Origin of the sequence: Pseudomonas azerbaijanorientalis, from assembly GCF_019139795.1 — a bacterium.
Classification (GTDB): Bacteria; Pseudomonadota; Gammaproteobacteria; order Pseudomonadales; family Pseudomonadaceae; genus Aquipseudomonas; species Aquipseudomonas laurylsulfatiphila.
Genome location: NZ_CP077078.1, coordinates 3450556 through 3472263 on the forward strand (window position 1 = coordinate 3450556; position 21708 = coordinate 3472263).

Here is a 21708-nt window from a genome sequence, read left to right on the forward strand (position 1 = left end):
CAGGGTTCGTGTATAGGCTCAGCGGACCCAGCCACGTTCCAGCAAGGGCTTGTCCCAGCATGGCTCATCGCCGAAGTTGTCCACCAGAAAGTCGATCAACGTACGCACTTTCAAGGCCCGACGCTGGGTGGCGGGATACACCGCCGAAAAATTGAACGAGGACAGTGCGTAATCCGGCAATACCGGAATCAGCCGGCCGCTGAGCAAGTCGTCGCTGGCCACCAGGGTTGGCAGGCAGACAATGCACACACCGGTCTGTGCGTAATCGCGCAGCAAGTGAACGGAGTTGGAGCGCACCTGGCCCGGCAGGCTCAACTCCACTTGCTCGTCGTCGCGGGTGAAGATCCAGCGGTTGCGCGACGGATAGCCTTCGTACAGGGCGATCTTGTGTTGCAACAATTCCTGGGGGTGGGTCGGTACACCGAACTCGTCGGCATAATCGGGCGACATGCAGAACAATCGACGCACGCTGAACAGCTTGCGCTCGATCAGGGTTTCGGCCATGGGCGGGAACATCTGGAACGCCACGTCGAAACCTTCTTCGATGGGGTCCACCACCCGGTCGTTGACGATCACGTCCACTTCGATGTCCGGGTACAACCGCGTGAACTCGGCCAGCATGCGGCCGAAGTGACCGATGGCAAAACCCGGCAGCATCTGCACCCGTAGCTTGCCAGTGGGCTTGGCCCGCAGTTCGCGCATGTGTTCGGTCAGCGAGTTGAAGCCCGCTACCATGTCCGCGCATTCCTTGTAGTAGGTCTCGCCCACTTCGGAAAGCCGCACATGGCGCGTGCTGCGGTGGAACAGCGGCGCATTGATGAACTGTTCCAGTTGCTGGATGCGGTGGGTGATCACCGAACGGGTCACGCCCAGTTGCTGGGCCGCCTTGGCGAAGTTGCCGGTTTCGGCAACCCGCACAAAGGCTTCGACACTGAGTAAACGATCCATGGGGCAGGTTCTCTGGATGTTTTTGTTCTTGTATGAACAGCGAGGTTAGCCTGTCGCTCCACTTCCAGGGCGAAAACCTGCCTGTAGGAGCGAGCTTGCTCGCGATGGACTTGAGAACTCCGCGGGGTGTCAGGTACCCAGCGTTATCGTTAACGTCCATCGCGAGCGGGCTCGCTCCTACAGGTCATGGCCGGGCGGACAATCGTCGCTGCATCGGGAACACCTGCCAGCCCAGGCGCTCGCTGATCAGCCCCCACACCCCTTGCGGGGCCTTGAGCATCATCACCACCGCGACCACACCGAGGATGATCATGTACACCGCGCCGTACTGCGCCAGGCAGCCGCGCAATACGAAGTAAATCAGCGTGCCGATCAATGGCCCTTCCAGGGTACCGATGCCGCCGATGATCACGATGAAGATCACCACCGCTGTCCAGTCCTGCAGGTTGAACGCGGCGTCCGGGGAAATACGCAGCTTTTGCAGGAAGATCAGCGCCCCGACCACACCGGTGCAACCGGCGGCCAGCACGTAAACCATCAACTTGGTTCGGAACGTATCCACGCCGAGGCTGCCGGACGCCGGTTCAGAATCACGAATCGACGCCAGGGCCAGCCCCTGACGCGAGCGCAGCAGAAAATACACGACGGCCACGGCGGCAATGGCGATGGCCAGCGCGGTGAAGTAGATCAGCGTTTCGCGTCCGTCCCGATCATTGCCGATCTGCCGCACAATCGCTGCCGGCAGGCTTTGCCCCGACCCGCCACCCAGGCTGCTCATCTGCGCCAGGCCCAAACGGAAGACCTCCGCCACCACCCAGGTGCCGATGGCGAAGTAGGCGCCACGCAGACGAAACACGATCAGCGCCGTGGGAATTGCCAGCAACGCCACCAACACGCCTGAAAGCAGCACCGCGACCAAGGGCGGCACACCGAACTGGCTCGCCAGCATGAACAGCAGATAGCCGCCCAGACCGACGAAGGCCTGCTGCCCTACCGAAACCATGCCGGCGTAGCCCGCCAGCAGGTTCCACATTTGCGCCAACGCCAGGTAATAGGCGAACTCCACTACCAGGCGCAGGCTCGCCCGATCGGCCCACAAGGGTGCACTGAGCAAGATCAATACGCACAGGCCCAGCAACGACAGGCCGATGGTGCTGCTGGTGGTCGTGCGTTGTACACGATAAACCGGTACGGGATTGTTCAAGGCATTCATCAGTCGACACTCCGGGGAAACAGGCCACGCGGGCGCACGACCAGGATCAGCAGAAACACAAGGTGACCGGCGAGGATTTGCCAACCGGGATCGATTTTTGCCCCCAGGGTTTGCGCAACGCCGAGAATCACCCCTCCGGCCAGCGTGCCCCACAGGCTGCCCAGGCCGCCGATGATCACCGCTTCGAAGCCGTACAACAGCCGCGCCGGCCCGACCGTAGGGTCAAAACTGGTGCGGATCGCCAGGAACACGCCGGCAATCGATACCACGGCCATCGCCAGCGCCATGGCCAGGCCGAAAATGTGCGCGTTGTTGACGCCCATCAGCCGTGCGGTGTGCTGGTCATCAGAGGTGGCACGAAACGCCCGGCCCAACGAGGTTTTGTAGAACAGCAATTGCAGGCCGCCAATGATCAGCAGCGCACTGCAGAACACGATCAGCGGCATCACGCCGACGTTCAGGCTGCCCATGCCGACACTGGCCACCTCCAGGTCGCCTTGAGCGAGTTTTTGGCTGTCGGCACTGAAGAATTCCAGCAGCACGTTCTGCACGATGATCGACAGGCCGAAGGTCACCAGCAACGGCGGCAGGATGTCCGTGCCCAGCGTGCGGTTGAGCAACAGCCGTTGCAGCAGATAGCCGAAACAGAACATCAGCGGCACCACGATCAGCAAGCTCGCCAACGGGCTGAACCCCAGGTGATTGACCACCAGCAGCGCCAGGTACGACGCCAGCACGATGAAGTCGCCATGGGCGATGTTGACCAGTCGCATGATGCCGAACATCAGCGACAGCCCCACCGCGAACATCGCGTACAGGCCGCCGAGCAACACGCCTTGAAGCAAAGTATTGAGCCATTCCATCACTAGATCCCGAAATACGCGGCTTTGATTTGTGCTTTGTCCGCATCCCCAGGCCGACCGGTCAGGGACACCCGCCCTTCCTGGAAGCAATAGAAGCGGTCGCACACACTCAGTGCCTGATTGATGTCCTGCTCGACGAGAATCACCGTGGTGCCGTCGGCCTTGATCGAGGGCAATGCGGCGTAGATGTCCTTGATCGTCGTCGGCGCCAGGCCCAGGCTGATTTCGTCGCACAACAGCAAGTGCGGGTTGGCCATCAGGCCCCGGCCAATCGCGACCATTTGCTGCTGGCCGCCAGACAGTGCGGTACCGGGACGCTTGCGCAGTTTTTCCAGCACCGGGAACAGCTGATAGATGCGCTTGAGCGTCCACGGTCCCGGGCGTTTGCTGTAGGCGCCGATCAGCAGGTTTTCTTCAACGCTCAGGGACGCAAACAGCTTTCGGCCCTCCGGCACCAAAGCGATGCCGCGCTCCAGCACCTGATTGGCTGCCATGTCGCCAATGGTCTGCCCCTTGAAAGTAATGGCGCTCGGCTGGTTCTTGATCAACCCGGCCAGGGAACGCAGGAACGTCGATTTGCCCGCGCCGTTGGAGCCGATGATCGCCACGGTTTCACCCGCCTCAAGGGTCAGGCTGATGTCGAACAGCGCTTGAAAGTCGCCGTAGCCGGCGCAGAGTTTTTCGATGGTCAGCATGCGTCAGCTCCCGATGCCCATGTAAATGTCCTGTACCCGAGGATCGGCCATCACGCTGCGCGGTTCGCCTTCGGCTAATTTGGCACCGAAGTTGATCACCGTCAGGCGACTGACCACCGCCAGTAAGGCGTGCACGATGTGCTCGATCCAGATAATGGCGACACCGGACTTGTGGATGCCCTGAATGGTTTCCACCAGTGCCAGGCATTCCGGTTCGGTCAGGCCCCCGGCAATTTCGTCGAGCAACAACAGGCGCGGTCGGGTCGACAAGGCCCGGGCCATTTCCAGGCGCTTGCGGTCGAGCAAGGTCAGTGAGCCGGCCAGCACGTTGGCCTTGCGCATCAGGCCAGTGAGTTCCAGCGTCTGCGCACACCACTGGCTGGCTTCGTTGTCACGCAGCCGTGCACCGAAGGTTGCGCCCACCAACAGGTTCTCGAACACGGTCATTTTCACGAACGGATGCGGAATCTGATGGGAACGGCCGATGCCCTGCTGGCAGCGTTTGAACACAGGTTCGCGGGTGACGTTGCGGCCTTCGAAATGGATCTGTCCTTTGTCGGCCGCCACGCCACCGGCGATCAGGTTGAACAGCGTGCTTTTACCCGCGCCGTTGGGCCCGATGATGCCCAGTGCTTCACCCGGTTGCAGGGTCAGGTCGATAGCGTCCGTGACCTTCACCGAGCCGTAGCTTTTGTGCACATCGATCATTTGCAGAAGTGGTTGTTGCATGGTGCACCCGTGCCCTGTTGTGCGATCAATACGTAATGGCCTGCATCTCGCCGCCCAGCGGAATCGCCGGGGCGGTGGCATTGCTGGTCACGATCAGGTCGTATTTATTGTCCTTGCCCAGACGCCACTGGCCGCTGACCAGAGGCGTCTTGGCGACGTTCTTCACCGGTCCGCCATTCCAGTTGATCGGGCCGACAACGGTGTTGAGGTTGGTCTTGAGCAAGGCATCGCGGACCGCTTGGGCGTTGCCGATTTCTTCGGTGCGCTTGAGGATATCCACTGCCAGTTCGAACAAGGCATGCACGAAGCCCAACGGTTGCGTCCACTGCTTGCCGGTGGCCTGGGTGAAACCCTGGGCCAATTGGCCGGCGCTGGCGCCGGTCAATGACGAGCTGAACGGGTGAGTCGGGCTCCACCAGATTTCGGTCGACAGGTTGTTGCCGGCCTTGCCCAATGCCTCGACTGCCGTCGGAAACAACAAGGCCTTGCCCACCGACACGGCTTTCGGATTGAAGCCTTGCTGCCGGGCCTGGGTCCAGAACGTGCTCAGGTCCGGCGGGATGACCACGCCGGTAACGATCTCGACATCAGCCTTTTTGAACGCGGCGATCTGCGCGGAGAAATCGTCGGTCAGACTCTGGAAGCGGCCAGGGTCGACCAGTTGAAAGCCCTTTTGCGCCAGTACCGGTGGGAACCCGAGCTTCTGATCGCCCCAGGCATTGCCGTCGCCGTCGTTGGGGAACAGACCGCCAACCACTTTGTTCGACGGCATCGCCCCCCACATCGTGCTGTAAGTGCCGATCACATCTTCCAGGCCCCAGAAGAAATGGTAGGTCCACTCGAAGCCTTGATCCGGTTTGCCTCCCCGGGTGAAAAACCATGGCTGCCACGGGGCAACGGTGGAGATACAGGGAATTTCATTGATTTCGCACTGGTCGGAAACCGGGTTGGTGGTTTCCGGGGTCGACGACACCAGCATCAGGTCGACTTGATCCGACAGGATCAGCTCGCTCGCCACTTCCGCCGCGCGGTTGGGGTTGGACTGGCTGTCCTTGACGATGACCTCCAGGCGATAGGCCTTGCCTGCGACATTGATCGAGTTCTTCAGCACTTGCTTGAGCGACTCGATGATGTAGTTGTCGGCTGCCGCAAAGGGCGCCAACGGCCCGGTCTGCGGGCTGACATAGCCGAGCTTGATCACCCGCTCACCGCCGATGGCAAAGGTGAACGGCATGCTCGCCAGCGCCACACCACCGGCGGCAATGCCGGTACTGCGCAGGAAATCACGGCGGGAGAAGTCGCGGCCAAACAGGTTTTTATCGTTGTTGTCTGTCATGTAAGTACTCCAAAAGCCTGGACGAACGGGGTCACCACGTGTGGCCGGGGCATCACGCAGGGTCAGGGGTAAAGCAGGGATATCCGTTTAGAAGAAGAAACTGATGTCGAACGACGCGACCACTTGCGAATCCTTTTCGCCGTCGGCATAGGCATCGCGGCCGGGGCCTGAATGAATGTCGTAGCGCAGTTCCGGGCGCAGGCGCACATTGGGTGTCGGCGTCCAGGCCAGGTTGGTGGTGACGCCGTAGAAACTGCCCCAGGTCGGATCGGGAATCCCGGTGTTCGGGTCGATGTTGGCCATCATCACGTGGACCGGGGCGTCGGTGTAGAACCACTCGGCGCGACTGTTCCACATCAGGTTATCGCTGAGCTTGTGGTACCAGTTCACGTCCGTGCCATACCAGGTCGCGTCGTTCTTGTTGGCGAACCCGGCGAAGGCGCCCTGCTCCTGCTTGCCATAGTTCAACTCCAGCGCCACGCGGTTGTTCGGGTCGAGCACTTGCGACAGGGTCAGGTAGGACGCCAAACGCTTGTAGTCGTCATCCTTGGTGCCCGCCGGCAGCGGCGAGCCACAGCTGCATTCGGCGAAACTGTCGCCAGCGCCATTGCCGTAGATGTTTTCCCAGTCGATCCAGGTGCCGAAGTCCGCCGAGCGCCAGCGCACGTTGGCGATCACGTCCGGCGAGTGATTGGGGTCCTGCAGGTTGTTCCAGCCCTGCACCACGCCCAGTTCGAAGCCGAGCATGCTTTCGCCCGGTTCCGAAGGCAGTTTGAACGAGTACAGTGCACCGGCATGTTTGGCCGGGCCGTGCATGAATGAATAGGTGTGGGTGTAGAAGTCAGTCGGTGCCGGAGATGGCAAGGCGAAACCGATTTCGTTTTCCAGCGGCGTGTGGAAAATCCCGATCATCAGCTCAGAGCCGCCGAGCACGGGGAAGTAGAAGTTGACGTAGGCCTGGGCGACGGTGAACGCCGGATCTTCAGGCTTGTTGTCGCGGTTGACGCTCAGGTCTTCGTCCCAGCCGTAGGTCTTGAAGAACCGCGCATCCTTGCCGTACAGCGCCGTGACGTTGAAACCCCAATCAGCTTCTTGCGGCATCGCTCCGGGAAACGGTCCAACGCGGCCGATCACATTGCTCTTGGGTTTTTTTTCCACGGCCAGGGCGAACTGGTTGAGGTTCACACCTTCGTCGGTATTGAAGAAGCTCTGCTTGCTGACGTCATCCGTGCCGTTGTTGTTATAGATCACTCCGGCCTGAGCCCAGCCGTAGATCTTGATCCCGTGTTCACGCTCAAGGCTGTCGCCGAAGACATTGCGCACCAGCGAGCCCATGGGATCGTCTGCTGCCAGAGCCATAGAGGGAAACAAAACGTCGGCACCCAAAACGGGCGCGAACAGGGTTGCTGCGCAAACCCATGCACGAATACTCATACCTGCCTTCCTTATTTTTATTAGGCGCCAATCCCCCGAAGGGGCATGAGGCCGAAAGCAAGGTATGACGTCTTGATGAGCCCTGGCTTGAGCTCCACCCGATCGTTGGCGGATCGTGGTGTTCGGCGTAATGGAGGCTACAAGCCCGCCACTGCACCAACAATTCCATTCTCGGCGACTTCAGTGTTTGCGTATTCAGAACAATGCAGGTCTTTGTGGGAGCGAGCTTGCTCGCGATGGCAGAGGCTCGGTCAACATAGATGTTGAAGCTGATGCCCTCATCGCGGGCAAGCCCGCTCCCACAGGGTTAGCGGTGTTGATCAGGCTTTGGTGGTCAGCGGATAGAGCTTGTCATCGAACTGCGACAGCTTCGGAAACACCAGGGGCTGGTCATCACTCAGGTGTTGCAGGCGCTGGCCGTAATCAACCAGAAATTGCTGGCGCGCCTCTTCGCTGATGTACGGCACATGCCAGGCCACAAACGGCTCCAGCACGTCAAAACCAACATAAGCCAGGGTTCCACGCAGGATCGGCCGCAGCATGTCCTCCAACGGACCGTGAATCGCGCCCTCACCGAACATGTGCTCACGCCCACCCAGGGTCACGGTCACCAACGCTTTCTTGCCGGCCAATCCACCCTGATCGTAGAAGCGCTTGCCGCCGTAGCAAATGCCGGACACCAGCACCCGGTCGATCCAGCCCTTGAGCATGGCCGGGGCGGAGAACCAGAAAATCGGGAAGTTGAGGATCAGCAGGTCGGCCCACAGCAGTTTGTCCAGCTCGGCCTGGATGTCCGGTGCCAGCGACTGGCTCTTCACGCCCAGGCGTTGTTCCAGGGCATAGACCAGGTACTCGGGGTTTTCCCGATTCGAGAAGTCGGCGTCGCTGGCCACCGGGTTCCAGTTCATTTTGTACAGGTCGCTGACCTGCACTTCGTGGCCCTGAGCCTGGAGGGTGGCGACGGCCTGGTCACGCAGGGCGGCGGTGAAGGATTGCGGCTCCGGGTGAGCGTGGACGATCAGTACTTTCATGGTGGTTCCTTAGATTTGTTCCAGCGTATCGAGTGAAGGTGTGGAGTAGCAACATCGTGGGTGATGAACAGTCTGAATCGCCAACCGTCACACCTGGATCGCCTTCACTTCGACGAACTCGTTGAGTCCCTCCTCGCCCCACTCCCGGCCATTGCCCGATTGTTTGTAGCCACCGAACGGCGCTTGGTAATTAAACGCGGCGCCATTGAGGAAGCACTGGCCGGCGCGCATCTGCCGGCCCAGGTGCAAGGCACGCTCGGCACTGCCGGCCCAGACGCCGCTGGACAGGCCGAACGGCGAGTCGTTGGCGATCTGCACCGCTTGCGCCTCGTCGGCGTAGGGAATCAGGCACAGCACCGGGCCGAAGATTTCTTCCTGGGCGATGCGCATGCGGTTGTCGACATCGGCGAACAGCGTTGGGCTGACATAGAAGCCGCGCTCGAAGGCCGACGGCGCGTCACCGCCGCACAGCAGCCTTGCGCCTTCCTGTTGGCCGGCCTTGATGTAATCGAGCACGGTGCGTTTTTGCCCCGCTGAACACATAGGTCCCAGGAAGCTTTGCGGGTCCAGGGGATCGCCCATGCGCAGGCTCAGGGTCTCCTGCAGGGCGATTTCCACGGCTTGGGCGTAACGGCTGGCCGGCAGCAGCATGCGGGTCAGCGCGGTGCAGGTCTGGCCGGAGTTGATCATCACGTCCTGCACGCCGTAGCGCACGGCCGCGTCCAGGTCCGCATCCTCGGCGATCAGCAGCGGCGACTTGCCGCCCAGTTCCAGGCACACCCGTTTCACCGAGGGCGCCGCCGCTTGCGCAACGCGAACGCCAGCGCCGGTGGAGCCGGTAAACGACACCATGTCCACGTCAGGGTGTTTGGCCAGCGCTTCGCCGACTTTCGAGCCCGGCCCGCTGACCAGGTTGAACACACCGGCCGGCAAGCCGATGTCTTCTATCATCTGCGCCAGCAGGAAGGCATGCAGCGGGGTTTCCTGGCTCGGCTTGACCACCACGGTGCAACCGGCGGCCAGGGCCGGGGCGAGTTTGCCGATCAACTGGTGCAGCGGGTAATTCCACGGATTGATGAACGCGCAGACACCCACGGCCTCGCGGATCACCAGCGAATTGCCGACTTCGCGCACCTCGTCCATCAGATGAGCCAGTTCGACGTACTGCTCAAGGCCAGCGATCGGCCCGTCGACCTGCACCGAGCGGCACCATTGCACCGGCATGCCCAGTTCGCTGGTGATGACCGAGGCCATCTCATCAGCACGGGCACGCAATTGCCCGGCCAGGGCGCGAATGTAACCGGCACGCACGCTGGAGGGTGTGCGTGACCATGAATCGAAGGCCCGGCGTGCAGCCGCCACGGCGTTTTCAACATCGCGCTCATCGCCCAGCGGCACGCTGCCAGCCACTTCTTCCGTGGCCGGGTTGATCACCTCGGCGATGCCCTGCCCCGACGGTTTTTGCCAGCGGCCATCAATAAACAGTGCATTGTGATTAAGCATGAACCTGAGCCTCCATCAGTTCTCGGGCACAACGGGCAATGCGCTGGCAGGCATCGCGCAACGGTTCGGCACCGACCACCAGACCGAGGCGAATGTGCCCCGCCGCGCTCGGACCAAAGGCCTCGCCGGCCAATACCGACACACCGTGGCGATCCAGCAGACGGTCGGAAAAGGCCTGGGCGCTGAGCCCGGTCTGGCGGATATCGAGCATCACGAACATGCCGCCATCGGGTTTCAATGCCCGCACGCCGGGGCAATCGGCCAGGCTGTCGCACACCAGGTCGCGACGCTGGCGATAGGCTTCGCGCATGGCCTCCAGTTCCGGCAGGTTGCTTTCCAGGGCAACCACGGCAGCGTCCTGAATGAAATCCGGCGAGCCGTAGAGCATGCACAGCGCAAGGTTTTCCAGGTGCGCAGCAAGCGACAGTGGCGCCACCACCCAGCCAACGCGCCAGCCGGTCATGGCGTGGGATTTCGACAGGCTGTTGAGGGTCGCGGTGCGCTCGGCCATGCCCGGCAGGCTCGCCGGGCTGACGTGCTCGCCTTCGAACAGCAGTTCGCTGTAGACCTCGTCGGAAATCAGCCACAGGTCGTGGCCGATGCACAACTCGGCCAAAGCGGCCCAGGTGCTGCGCGGCAGACTGGCACCGGACGGGTTGTGCGGACTGTTCAACGCCAGGGCCCGGGTGCGTGGCGTGATGCGCGCGGCGACATCTTCAGGCAATACGCGAAAGCCGTTTTCCGAACGCACCGGCACCGGCACCACCACGGCGCCACAGGCACCGAACACGGCTTCGTAGGTGACGTACATCGGTTCGGCGACTATCACTTCGTCACCGGGATTGAGCACGCATTGGGCCACGCTGAACAGCGCACATTGCGCCCCGGCCAGCACGGTGACCTGATCGGCCGAAACGCTTTGGCCGCTGCGTTGTTGATGTCGCCTGGCAATGGCCTCACGCAGGGCACGCTTGCCGCGCACTTCGGCGTAATGAGTGTTGCCGCTCAGCAGGCTGTCGATGGCACCCTGCACGATGGGCTGTGGCGTGTCGAAATCCGGGTCGCCCACGGACAGCAGCAAAATGTCCTGGCCCTGCTCGCGCAGCGCCAGGGCGCGGTAGTGAATATCCCACGCGGCAGCGCCATCGCCGGCGATACGTTGAGTCAGATCGGAAAAGCGCATGGCTTCGTCCCCTTCAAATACAGATCAGTGCGCGCAGGCATGCTTGAGTTCGATCAAGGTCACGCCGTTGCGCTTGAAGCCGTGGCGCAAGTCGGTCTGCAACTCGGCCAGGCTTTGCGGCTGGTTCACCGTGCAACCGAACGCACGCGCGAGGGCGGCGAAATCCGGATTGCGCGGCAGTACGCCGATGGGTTCGATGTCCAGGCCGAGCATGTCGTCGCGGATCTGTCCCAGGGCGTCGTTGTTCCACAGCAGCACCACCAGCGGGCTGTCCAGCTCTTCGACGGCCGTCGCCAGTTCCTGCGCGGTGTAGAGGAAACCGCCGTCGCCGACCAGCACCAGACCGGGCCGTTGCGGTGCGCCGAACTTGGCGCCAATCCCCGCCGGCAGGCCATAACCCAAGGTGCCGTAGCCGGTCGGGTGCAGCCAGCTGCGGATGGCCAGGCTGTCAAAGGCGTAGTTACCCGTATACGCAAGCTGGGTCATGTCTGTGCTGATGAGGGCGTTTTCCGGCAGCTCCGCCGCAATACGCTCGAGAATCGCCTGATGGATCGACTGCAACGGGCCATGGCTGGCCTTGACCGCTTCGCGCAACGCGGCAACCGAGGCAATCGCGGGGCCGGCATCACGCGCGTCCGATGGCAGGCGCTCAAGCAAACCGCTGAGGGTTTGTTGTGCATCGCCCTGCAAGGCCACTGCGCAGGGGTAGAAGTCGTTGAATTTGCGCGGGTCGATATCGACGCGCAGCAGTTCACCCTTGAGCGGCAGGCGTTCGCGCCAGAAGTCGGTGTCGGCCATTTCGGTGCCGACCGCCAGCACCACGTCGGCCTCGGCGATCAGGTTCCAGCCCGGCTCCACGCACAGCGAGGAGCCGGCGTTGAGTGGCGCATCCGGTGGCAGCAGGCCCTTGCCGGCGACGCTGGTGAACAGTGGCGCAGCGAGACGTGTGCTGAGTTCGCTCAGTTCCTGCACGGCATTGAGTGCACCACCACCGGCGATGATCATCGGCCGTTTCGCGCCTTTGAGTTTGGCCACGGCCTGCTCAAGCGCAGTGGCGGATGCCGGACCACGGCCCGGACGACGCACCACCTCGTTGCTCCAGTCGCGGGCAATCGGCGCCGCCAACACGTCCAGCGGCACCGAGATGTGCACCGGGCGCGGCCGCTCGCTGTCGAACACCGCGTAGGCACGGGCGACCAGTTCCGGCAGGTCTTCGGCGGTCAGCGCCACGGCCGAGAACGCCGTGATCGGCGCGGTCATCGCCCGTTGATCCTGACACTCGTGCAGGCTGCCCCAGCCCTTGCCGAGGCTGGCGCTGTGGTTGACGCTGGAAATCACCAGCATCGGAATCGAATCGGCATAGGCCTGTCCGATGCCGGTGGCGGCGTTGGTCACGCCGGGGCCGGTGATGACGAAGCACACGCCGGGTTTGCCGCTGACCCGGGCATAACCGTCGGCCATGAAGCTGGCGCCCTGTTCATGGCGGGTCAGCACGTGGCGAATGCCGCTGCCGGGCAAGCCGCGATACAGCTCCAGGGTGTGTACGCCGGGGATGCCGAACACGGTATCGACGCCGTAGTTGGCCAACAGGCGCACCAGGGCCTGGCCGCCGGTCAAGGTTTTGCTTTGCATGTTCATGTCCTCACTCGTGGCCGAGGCGAATCAACGCATCGACCGCAGTCGTGCCCTGGGCACCGACCAACAATGGGTTCACATCGAGTTCCAGCAGTTGCGCGGCGTTTTCGCAGGCGTAGTCGGCCACGGCGCGGATCGCCGTCACCAGGGCGTCGAGGTCAGCAGACTCGCGGCCACGGAAACCTTGCAGCAACGGGGCGCTGCGCAGGCTGAGCAAGGCATTGCGGATTGCGCCGTCGGTGGTCGGCAGCAACAGGCTGCGACTGTCCTTGAGCAGCTCCACCAGAATGCCGCCGGCACCGATCACCAGCGCGAGGCCGAAATCGTTTTCGCGCTTGATGCCGACAATCAGCTCAGCCAGTGGCGGTTTGGCCATTGGCTCCAGCAACAGTTGATCGAAGGCTACGCCCGGGGCGTAGGCGGCAATGCTGGCGTGCATCTTCTCCAGCGCCGCACTCAACGCAGCGCCATCCTTGAGGCTCAACGCCACGGCGCCGGCTTCGGTCTTGTGTGGCAGTTGTGCGCTGACGGCTTTCAAGACCAGCGGATAGCCCAATGACTCGGCATCCTTCAGGGCCAGTTCCGGGGTGCTCAATACGCCGTTTGGCGTCGGCAGGCCGAAGGCTTTCAACGCCTGTTTGGAATCCCATTCATTGAGCAGACGCCCCTCGCCTTCCAGTGCGTGCGGGCACAGCGGCACCAGTGCCGATTCACCCAGAGCGAGCAAAGCCTGGCGATTGCGCTGATAACCGGCGATGCGGCCCCACGCGGCCAGCCCGTCTTCCACGCCCTGCAAGGCCGCGACGCCCTGCGCGTGCAGACGCTCGCGGGCATGGGCCGGCAGCAATTCGGGGAAGGCCGAAGTCACGAAACCGGTCTTGCCGTGGCGCTGCAGTGCCGCGCAGTACAGCTCCAGCAGCAGGTCGCACTCCTTGCGCTCGCCGGTGAACTCCGACGGGTAGTCGAGCACCAGCATCGCCGCGTCGGCTTCGGTGCGCAGGGCGCTGTCGAGCATGCGGTTCAAGGCTTCGCCGTCGCCCCAGATCGCCGTGGTGAAATCCAGCGGATTGACCAGGTTGGCGTAACTCGGCAGCACCTGCGCGAGTTCGCCGACCTGTCCTTGATCGAGTTTCGGCAGGCCCAGGTCGTTGCGTTCGGCGTAGTCGGCAATCAGGCCGGCGTCTCCGCCGGAACAGGCCAGCGCGATCAGGCTGTTGCCCGCTGGCAGGTTGCCGCAGGCCGCGGCCTTGAGGGTTTCGACAAAACTCACCGGGCCGCTGACGCGGATCACCCCGAGACGGTCGAACAGCGCGTCGTACAGCGCATCGGAGCCGGACAGCGAACTGGTGTGACTCAAGGCCAGTTCGGCGCCGATCTGCGACACGCCGGTTTTCAGGGCGATGATCGGGATGCCCCTCTCCAGCGCCTTGTGCGCGGCACGGGCGAAACCCGCTACGTTTTTCAGGCCTTCGAGGTGCAGGCCGATGGCGGTGACCCGCGGCTCGTCGAGCAACGCGTCCATCAATTCAGCCACGCCCAGTTGCGCCTGATTGCCCACCGACGCCATGTAGGCCACCGGCAACGAGCGGTCGCTCATGGACAGGTTGTAGGCGAAGTTGCCGCTTTGGGTCAGCACCGCCACACCCTTCTGCACCGCTTTGCCGCCATGGGCCACCGGCCACAGCGCGCAGCTGTGCAGGTAGTCGAGCAGGCCGTAGCAGTTGGGGCCGAGCAAGGCCATGTCGCCGGCGGCCTTGAGCAGTTGCTGTTGCAGGGTCTGGCCTTCGGCGCCGGTTTCGGCGAAGCCGGAGGCGTAGCAGATCGCGCCGCCCGCGCCGATGGCGGCCAGCTCGGCCACGCAGGTCAGGGTGAGTTCGCGGTTGGTGGCGATGAATACCGCGTCCGGGCCGCAAGGCAGCTCGGCAACGCTGCGCACACACGGCACACCTTCAAGATTGTCGTGCTGTGGATTGACCAGCCACATCTGCCCTGGGTAGCCGCCCTCGGCACAGCGCTTGAGAGCGCGCGCCATGCTGCGGCCGCCGACAAACGCCACGTGTTGCGGCGCGAGCATGCGTTTGAGGTTGTCACGAATGGATTGGGACATGGGGATTCTCCGGGCCAGTCAGCGCAGCAGCGGCCGCAGCAGCTCGCGGGAAATGATGTGGCGCTGGATTTCCGAGGTGCCTTCCCAGATCCGTTCGATCCGTGCGTTACGCCAGATGCGCTCCACCGGACCTTCGTCCATCAGGCCCATGCCGCCGAAGATCTGCACCGCTTCGTCGGCGGTACGGCCGAGCACCTCACTCGCGAACAGCTTGGCCATGCCGGCCTCGCCATCGGTCATGGTGCCCTGGTCCATTTTCCACGCGGTGTGCAGGGTCAGCAGTTCGGCGGCGCGGATCTGCGTGGCCATGTCGGCCAACTTGAACGACACGCCCTGGTAGGTGCCGATCGGCTGGCCGAATTGCTTGCGGTCCGCCGCCCATTGCAGCGACACGTCCAGTGCACGCTGGGCCTGACCGACGCAGTTGGCCGCGACCATCACGCGCCCGGCGGTCAGCCAGGCGTTGGCCACGTCCCAACCCTTGCCGACTTCGCCCAGCACTTTGCTGGCCGGTACGCGGCAGTCGTCGAAGAACATTTCGAAGGTGTGGTAACCCCGGTTGCTCACGCACTTGGGTCCACGGCGGATGGTCATGCCCGGAGTGTTGCGGTCGACCAGGAACGAGGTCACGGCGTTACGCTTTTTGCCGTTGTGTTCGTAGGTGTCGGTCACGGCGAAGACGATGGCGAAGTCGGCATGCCCGGCGTGGCTGATGAAATGCTTGCTGCCGTTGAGAATGAAGTCGTCGCCTTCACGCACGGCGCGGGTCTTGATCGCATTGGCATCGGAACCGGCACCCGGCTCGGTCAAGGCGAAGCAGTCGATTTTTTCGCCCTGGATGCACGGCAACAGGTAGTCGTTGATCTGCTCGCCGGTGCAGGCCATGAGGATCTTCGACGGCCGTGCGACGAACACGTGCAGTGCCCAGGACACCTTGGACAGCTCACGTTCGATCAGTGCCTGGGACAGGTAGTCCAGACCACCGCCGCCCACTTCTTCGGGCATGTTGAAGGCGTAGAACCCGGCGGCGATCGCCTTGCCGCGAATCTGCGCCGCCAGCTCCGGGGACACTTCGTCGGCGCGGTCGACTTGCTCTTCATAGGGCAGCAGTTCCTTCTCGACGAAGCTGCGTACCGAGTCCACCAACATTTCTTGTTCTTGGGTCAGTTGGAAATTCATGCTGCTACCTGTTGTTCGTGTGCTGAAAGAAGTGTGGGAATCAACGGCCGACGAAACGTGCCGGGCGTTTTTCCATGGCGGCGCGCAGGGCTTCGTTGCCATCCTCGCTGCGACCGCAGAGCAAGCCGGCGGCGAGTTCGGCTTGCAGTTGTTCCGCCAGGCTGCGGTCGGCGCCTTCACGCATGAGTTTTTTGGTCTGGGCAAAGGCGAACGTCGGCCCGGCGGCCAGGCGTGCAGCCAGTTCGCTGGTGACCGTCAGCAACTGATCGTCGGCACAGACATCGCCAACCAGACCGGCGTCGAGGGCGCGGTCAGCACTCCACAGTTCATCGAGGAACAGCAGGCGCTTGGCTTTTTCGCTGCCGATCAGGCGCGGCAGGTGCCAACTGGCGCCGGCATCCGGCGAGTACGCCATGCTGGTATAGCCGGCCTTGAAGCGAGCCGACTGCCCGGCAATGCGCAGGTCGCAGCACAGGGTCAGGTCCATCCCGGCGCCGACAGCGGTGCCGTTGATGGCGGCGATGGTGGGTTTTTCCAGGCTGTGCAGGCGAGTCATCAAGGCGTGGGCGGTCTCGGTCCAGCCGTAGGTTTCCAGTGCGCCCCGGGCTTCGGCATCCGCCCATTCATCGAGGTCGGCGCCCGCGCAGAAGCTGCGGCCACTGCCCGTCAATACCACCACACGCACCGCTGGATCGACGTTGAAACCGTCGAGCAAAGCGTGCAGGTTTTTCAGCGTCGGAACGTCCAGCGCATTGCGCTGGGCAGTGCGATTGAGGGTGATCCAGGCAACGCCTGCTTCGACCTGGCTGAGCAGCGACGATTGAGTGGTCATGGGAATCCTCGAATTATTGTGATTGGTCTGAGGTGATGCGACTTGAGGCCATACTAAACGAGTGTTCAGTAAGGCGGCAATCGGTGGGGAAATGGGCTGTAACAAGCCAAAAAAATCTGTAACACATTGGTTTTATTGAATTATTTATAGATTGACGAGCATAAGCCGCTGGTGTTGTTACAACTTCGAACAACTGGCGACACTCGGTGCGCCGCAGCTTTCCCGCCCACCACAAAACAACTGTGGGAGCGGGCTTGCTCGCGAAGAGGCCCTGTCAGTCAACATTGATGGTGACTGACACTCCGCTTTCGCGAGCAAGCCCGCTCCCACAGGGGGGGAAGTGTTTAGTTCAAGGAATCAGGCAGTCGGCAGGCTCGGTGCCAGCACGCCCTGACGCTTGCGATGAATCAGGAAGTACGCGCCATAGCACAGCGCAATAAATCCAAAGCCCCAATACAGCGACGGACGCTGGGTTTCATCCAGGGCCAGGAACACGAACAGCGAGCAGCACAGCGTGATGCACATCAGCGGCAATACCGGGAACCACGGTGCGCGGTACTTCAGGTCGCTGAGTTTGCCGCCGTCACGCAGGAACGCCTTGCGGAACTTGTATTGCGCCAGGGCGATGACGATCCAGGTCACGGTGCCGGACATGCCGCTCACCGCCATCAGCACCATGAACAAGGTGTCGGCGGCGACGAAGCTGGTCATCAGCGATACCAGCGCGAAGCACAGGGTGATGCTCAGCGCCCGCAGCGGCACGCCACGCTTGCTCAGGGGCGACAGGCTTTTCGGCGCCATGCCGGTTTTCGACATCGCCCACAGAATGCGCGTCGAAGCATAGAGGCCGGAGTTGCCCACCGACAGGATCGCGGTGAGGATCACGAAGTTCATCAGGTCGGCGGCGTAGGGAATGCCAACCATGTCGAACACCTGCACGAACGGGCTTTCCATCAGTCCCGCCTGCTGCCACGGCACAATGGCCGACAGCACGATAATCGCCAGCACGTAGAAAATCAGCACGCGGAACACCACGTTGCGCACGGCGCGGGGAATGCTCTTTTCCGGCTGGTCGGTTTCACCGGCGGCCACGCCCATGATCTCGCAACCCTGGAACGCGTAGACCACGGTCATCATCACTGCGAACACGGCGGACAGACCGTTGGGGAACAACGAATCGCCGATCAGGTTGGTTGCCATCGGTGCCGGTGCGCCGCTGCTCAGGGGCATCACGCCGAAGATCACCAGCACGCCGACCACGATGAAACCGAGAATGGCCGCGACCTTGATCCCCGAGAACCAGTATTCGGCTTCACCGAAAGCGCGGGTGGCCAGGGCGTTGATGCCGAACAGCACCACCACGAACAGCGCCGACCAATACCAGATCGGCACCGCCGGGAACCAGCGGGTCATCAACATGCCGGCGGCGGTGAATTCCAGGCCGACGGTGGTGGCCCAGCTCATCCAGTACACCCAGCCGATCATGAACCCGGTGGCCGGGCCGATGTATTTGGTGGCGTGGGTCTGGAACGAACCGGACACCGGCATCTGCACCGACAGTTCGCCCAGGCAGACCATCACCAGGTACATCAGGAAACCCGCGACCAGGTAAGCCAGGATCGCCCCGACCGGGCCACCCTGGTTGATGGTCACGCCGGAGCCCATGAACAGCCCGGTGCCGATGACGCCGCCCAGGGACAGCATGAAGATGTGCCGGCTCTTGAGGGCGCGGGTCAGCTGTATGCCTTTTTGATGGGTGCTGCGATCAGTGTTTTCGTTCATGTCGGCACCTCAGCAGTCGTTGAGGTGAACAGCGCGCGACAGGACGTCACGGCGCAGGGAGGGATCAGCTTTACGGCAATTCATTATTATTATCTCCAATAAGCTTCGAAGACCGCGCTGCGGCGGTTGCGTCGATTATTGGAAAGCCATGTAAGTTCGCGTTGACCGTAAGGATCGAAGTTGTACAAAGTCGTAACAAATTTGTACGTCAGCTCTGCAACAGGCCTTTGAGGGTATCGAGCGAGTGCTGCAATTGCTCATCCAGCGCCGGGTTCATGCGCTGGATGTCCGACTCATCGTTGGCCAACGCCAGGGTTTCCAGCGTCCTCAAGGTGCTGGCCAGGGCCCTGAAACCCAGGGAGTCGCAGCTGCCGGCCAGACGGTGCGCCAGTTGCGCGACCTCGGTGCAGTCATCGGCCGCCATGGCTTCATGCAGCGCATCGCGGTGTTGAAGGATCGAGTCGCGCAGCACCGCCAGCAGGCCCTGGACCTTTTGCTCACCGAGCAAGGTGCGATGGGTCTGCAACAACGGCCAGTCCATCGCTTCATCACTCATCAACGCCCCGGCGATTTGAGTACGCCCTTCCAGCACCTGGCGCAGGTTTTCCAGCTTCAAGGGTTTGGCCAGGACACCGTCCATGCCGGCCTCCAGATAACTGCGCACCAGTGCCGGTTGCACGCTGGCGGTCAGGGCGAAAATGCGCGTATGGCGGTTCGGCCCGTCGCTGTGGCGGATCTGCCGGCATAACTCGACACCGCTGATGCCCGGCAGATGCACGTCCAGCAACAGCAAATCGAAAACCTGCGTTGTGCAGTGTTGCAGCGCCTGTTCCGCCTCTTCGGCGAGCCACACCCGGTGGCCGTCGCGCTGCAGCAACCCCTTGGCCACTTCGCGGTTGAGCGCCACGTCTTCGACCACCAGGATATCCAGTGCCGGCCCCGCCGCCCGAACCGGCGGGGCCTCAGCCACGCCGCTGGCCGGCTGCAGGGACAGCTCGAACCAGAAACAACTGCCGCGCCCCTCTTCGCTGTCCACGCCGATGCAGCCGCCCATCTGCTCCACCAGGTGTTTGCAGATCGCCAACCCCAATCCGGTGCCACCAAAACGTTGCGCGACTTCTTCGCTGGCCTGGGTGAAACGTTCGAAAATCTTCGCCTGCATCGCAGGGGCAATGCCGATGCCGTCGTCAGTGACACTGAGCCGCAGCCGCTGCCCCGCCTGTTCGCCGGTTTCGCTGAGTAGCGCCACCTGGACACTGACTTCGCCGCCCTCGGTGAACTTGATCGCGTTGGCCAACAGGTTGCTCAGCACCTGGCGCAGGAACTGCTCGGCGCCGTGGTGATGTTCGGCGATCCGCTGGTCGACCCGACAACTGAGGATCGTGTCGTTATTCAACGCTCGCGGTTCGAGCAGTGTCAGCACCTCGTCGAGCAACTGGCGCAGCGAGAAATCCACCGGCTCGGGATGGCTGACGCCCTCCTCCAGCTTGGCGAAATACAGCACTTCGTTGAGGATCGTCAGCAAGCCTTCGCCGGCCTTGTGCAAGGCATCCAGGCGCTTGCCATCCTGCGCATCCAGGCGCGCGCCGCGCAACAGTTCGGCCATGCCGAGGATGCCGTTGAGGGGCGTGCGCAGTTCGTGGCTCATGGTCGCCAGAAAACGCGACTTGGCAAGGTTGGCCGCTTCCGCTTCATCCTTGGCGCGCATCAGGCTGGCGGTGCGGCGCTCGACCATTTTCAGCAGCTCGTCGCGGTTGTCCTGCAAGGCCAGGCGATCGCTTTCCCGGCGCTCGATGTCGTGCAGGATCGCCCGGCGCATGTCGTCCAGGGCATGGGCCACGGTGTCGATTTCGTCGCTGCCGCGGCGCTTGTCCAGTTGCAGGGGTTCCTGCCATTCACCGGCGGCGATGCGCCGGGCGAACTCGGCCATGACTTTCAGGTGTCGGGTCACCAGGCGATAAAACAAACCCGACAACGCCACGGCCAGACCGCAGAGAAACACTGCCATCCACAACAGGCTGGTCAAACCGGTGGCGTAGAGACGCTGGTACACCGCGCCCAGGTCGGTGCTGACTTCCAGTTCGCCCAGGTGGCGCAACGGGCCGGACGGCGGCTGATAGTCCAGGGCAAAGCGCTCGATACGCAGCGGCCCCACCGGCTCGGGATTGCCCTGTATCAGGTCGAAATCGGCACTGGTCAAGTGCACCCGGGCGACGTCGGAGAAGTCCACCAGCCCGCGCAACTGCACGTTCAACTGCTCCTGGTTCAAGTCCCACAGGCTGCGTTCCAGACTGGCCAGGTAGCCGGCGCGGATCAGTTCCATGCGCGAATCGATGTCGCGCATTTCCCGTCGATACTCGATGTACAGTTGCACGCTGCTGGCCAGCACGGTGAAGCACAGGCTGAACAACAGAATGAACAGCAACAGGCGTCGCAACAGTCCACCGGGACGCGCACCAATCATTGCGCATCCGCCGGCAGGTTGATCATGTCGCGGTAGGTCACTTCGCTTTCATTGAGCCAGCGCTCGATGTCGCCGGCATCGACCATGCGCTGCAATTGCGCGTTGATCTCGGGCATGCGATTGGCCAAGGGCGAGCGCCGCGACACGGCAACCCGCAGATAGTCCACGCTCAAGGCTTTGGGCAAGGCGACGATGTCCTGGCCGCCGGGCAGGTTTTCCACGTACAACTGGCCGGTTCGCCGCTCCTGGGTGATGAAGTCGATGCGCCCGCGAATCAGCTTGCCGAAGTTCTGGTGACTGTCGGACACCCATTCGATGTTGTTGTTGCGCGCGACCATGCGATCGAACTCCACACCGTAGCTCTCACCGAACAACAGGCCGCCGCGGTAATGGGCCAGGTCGTCCAGTTGTTCGAATTTCACCGGGTGTTGACGGTTGATGAACAGCGCCACTTCTTCACGCAATACCGGCACCGTCGAGAACAGCATGCTCTGCTCCCGTTGCGCGGTGCTGTAGGCCAGCACGACGTCGACCCGACCTTCGGCGGCGTCCAGCAGGCAGCGTTTCCAGTTGCCCAGCACGACCATCTCGACTTCGTACCCCAACTGACCGAACAGGTTTTTCACCACGCTCGGCGCCAGGCCACGCACCTGTTTGCCATCGCTCCAGGAGACCGGCGGGTACACCGGGTAATCGCAATAACGAACCTTGTCCGCCGCGACGGCATGGCCGGCCACCAGCAGCGCCAGCAGGCAAAGCCATCGCGCCATCCGG

17 protein-coding genes are annotated in these 21708 nt (G+C 62.6%); all 17 read right to left on the reverse strand.

The window, feature by feature from the left end:
• Positions 1–18: 18 nt before the first annotated feature.
• Positions 19–948 carry a LysR family transcriptional regulator gene (locus KSS91_RS15380; protein WP_217835280.1) on the reverse strand — a complete coding sequence of 310 codons (930 nt, stop codon included), beginning with the start codon at positions 946–948 and terminating at the stop codon, positions 19–21.
• A 184-nt stretch (positions 949–1132) separates the two neighbouring features.
• Positions 1133–2161, reverse strand: a complete 1029-nt coding sequence (locus KSS91_RS15385; RefSeq protein ID WP_217835281.1) for a branched-chain amino acid ABC transporter permease — start codon at positions 2159–2161, stop codon at positions 1133–1135.
• Positions 2161–3024 carry a branched-chain amino acid ABC transporter permease gene (locus KSS91_RS15390; protein WP_015095244.1) on the reverse strand — a complete coding sequence of 288 codons (864 nt, stop codon included), beginning with the start codon at positions 3022–3024 and terminating at the stop codon, positions 2161–2163. Before KSS91_RS15390 ends, KSS91_RS15385 begins: the two co-directional genes overlap by 1 nt.
• A gap of 2 nt (positions 3025–3026) precedes the next feature.
• Positions 3027–3719: an ABC transporter ATP-binding protein gene (locus KSS91_RS15395; protein WP_102674791.1), complete on the reverse strand. Its 693-nt coding sequence runs from the start codon at positions 3717–3719 to the stop codon at positions 3027–3029.
• A gap of 3 nt (positions 3720–3722) precedes the next feature.
• Complete coding sequence (locus tag KSS91_RS15400; protein ID WP_015095246.1) at positions 3723–4448, reverse strand: ABC transporter ATP-binding protein; 726 nt, start codon at positions 4446–4448, stop codon at positions 3723–3725.
• A 25-nt stretch (positions 4449–4473) separates the two neighbouring features.
• The gene (locus tag KSS91_RS15405) at positions 4474–5784 is read right to left on the reverse strand and encodes an ABC transporter substrate-binding protein (RefSeq protein ID WP_015095247.1); all 1311 of its coding nucleotides are present in this window, start codon (positions 5782–5784) and stop codon (positions 4474–4476) included.
• A gap of 87 nt (positions 5785–5871) precedes the next feature.
• Positions 5872–7218: an outer membrane beta-barrel protein gene (locus tag KSS91_RS15410; protein WP_015095248.1), complete on the reverse strand. Its 1347-nt coding sequence runs from the start codon at positions 7216–7218 to the stop codon at positions 5872–5874.
• 320 nt (positions 7219–7538) lie between these two features.
• On the reverse strand, positions 7539–8249 hold the full coding sequence (locus KSS91_RS15415) for an NAD(P)H-dependent oxidoreductase (protein ID WP_217835282.1): 711 nt from the start codon (positions 8247–8249) through the stop codon (positions 7539–7541).
• Between the two features lie 87 nt (positions 8250–8336).
• The gene (locus KSS91_RS15420; protein WP_217835283.1) at positions 8337–9752 is read right to left on the reverse strand and encodes an aldehyde dehydrogenase family protein; all 1416 of its coding nucleotides are present in this window, start codon (positions 9750–9752) and stop codon (positions 8337–8339) included.
• On the reverse strand, positions 9745–10935 hold the full coding sequence (locus KSS91_RS15425) for a pyridoxal phosphate-dependent aminotransferase (protein WP_217835284.1): 1191 nt from the start codon (positions 10933–10935) through the stop codon (positions 9745–9747). Before KSS91_RS15425 ends, KSS91_RS15420 begins: the two co-directional genes overlap by 8 nt.
• Positions 10936–10959: 24 nt before the next feature.
• Positions 10960–12567, reverse strand: coding sequence for a 5-guanidino-2-oxopentanoate decarboxylase (locus tag KSS91_RS15430; RefSeq protein WP_217838429.1), 1608 nt, complete (start codon positions 12565–12567; stop codon positions 10960–10962).
• A 10-nt stretch (positions 12568–12577) separates the two neighbouring features.
• A complete protein-coding gene (locus KSS91_RS15435) occupies positions 12578–14677 on the reverse strand; it encodes an acetate--CoA ligase family protein (protein ID WP_217835285.1) in 2100 nt (699 codons plus the stop codon).
• A gap of 18 nt (positions 14678–14695) precedes the next feature.
• Positions 14696–15856: an acyl-CoA dehydrogenase family protein gene (locus tag KSS91_RS15440; protein WP_007974349.1), complete on the reverse strand. Its 1161-nt coding sequence runs from the start codon at positions 15854–15856 to the stop codon at positions 14696–14698.
• A gap of 40 nt (positions 15857–15896) precedes the next feature.
• A complete protein-coding gene (locus KSS91_RS15445) occupies positions 15897–16688 on the reverse strand; it encodes an enoyl-CoA hydratase/isomerase family protein (RefSeq protein ID WP_217835286.1) in 792 nt (263 codons plus the stop codon).
• Positions 16689–17045: 357 nt separating this feature from the next.
• Positions 17046–18470 (reverse strand): amino acid permease, encoded by a 1425-nt coding sequence (locus KSS91_RS15450; RefSeq protein WP_217835287.1) that lies wholly within the window; start codon positions 18468–18470, stop codon positions 17046–17048.
• 208 nt (positions 18471–18678) lie between these two features.
• Positions 18679–20934 (reverse strand): ATP-binding protein, encoded by a 2256-nt coding sequence (locus KSS91_RS15455; RefSeq protein ID WP_217835288.1) that lies wholly within the window; start codon positions 20932–20934, stop codon positions 18679–18681.
• Positions 20931–21704, reverse strand: a complete 774-nt coding sequence (locus KSS91_RS15460; protein ID WP_217835289.1) for a substrate-binding periplasmic protein — start codon at positions 21702–21704, stop codon at positions 20931–20933. Before KSS91_RS15460 ends, KSS91_RS15455 begins: the two co-directional genes overlap by 4 nt.
• Positions 21705–21708 lie beyond the last annotated feature (4 nt).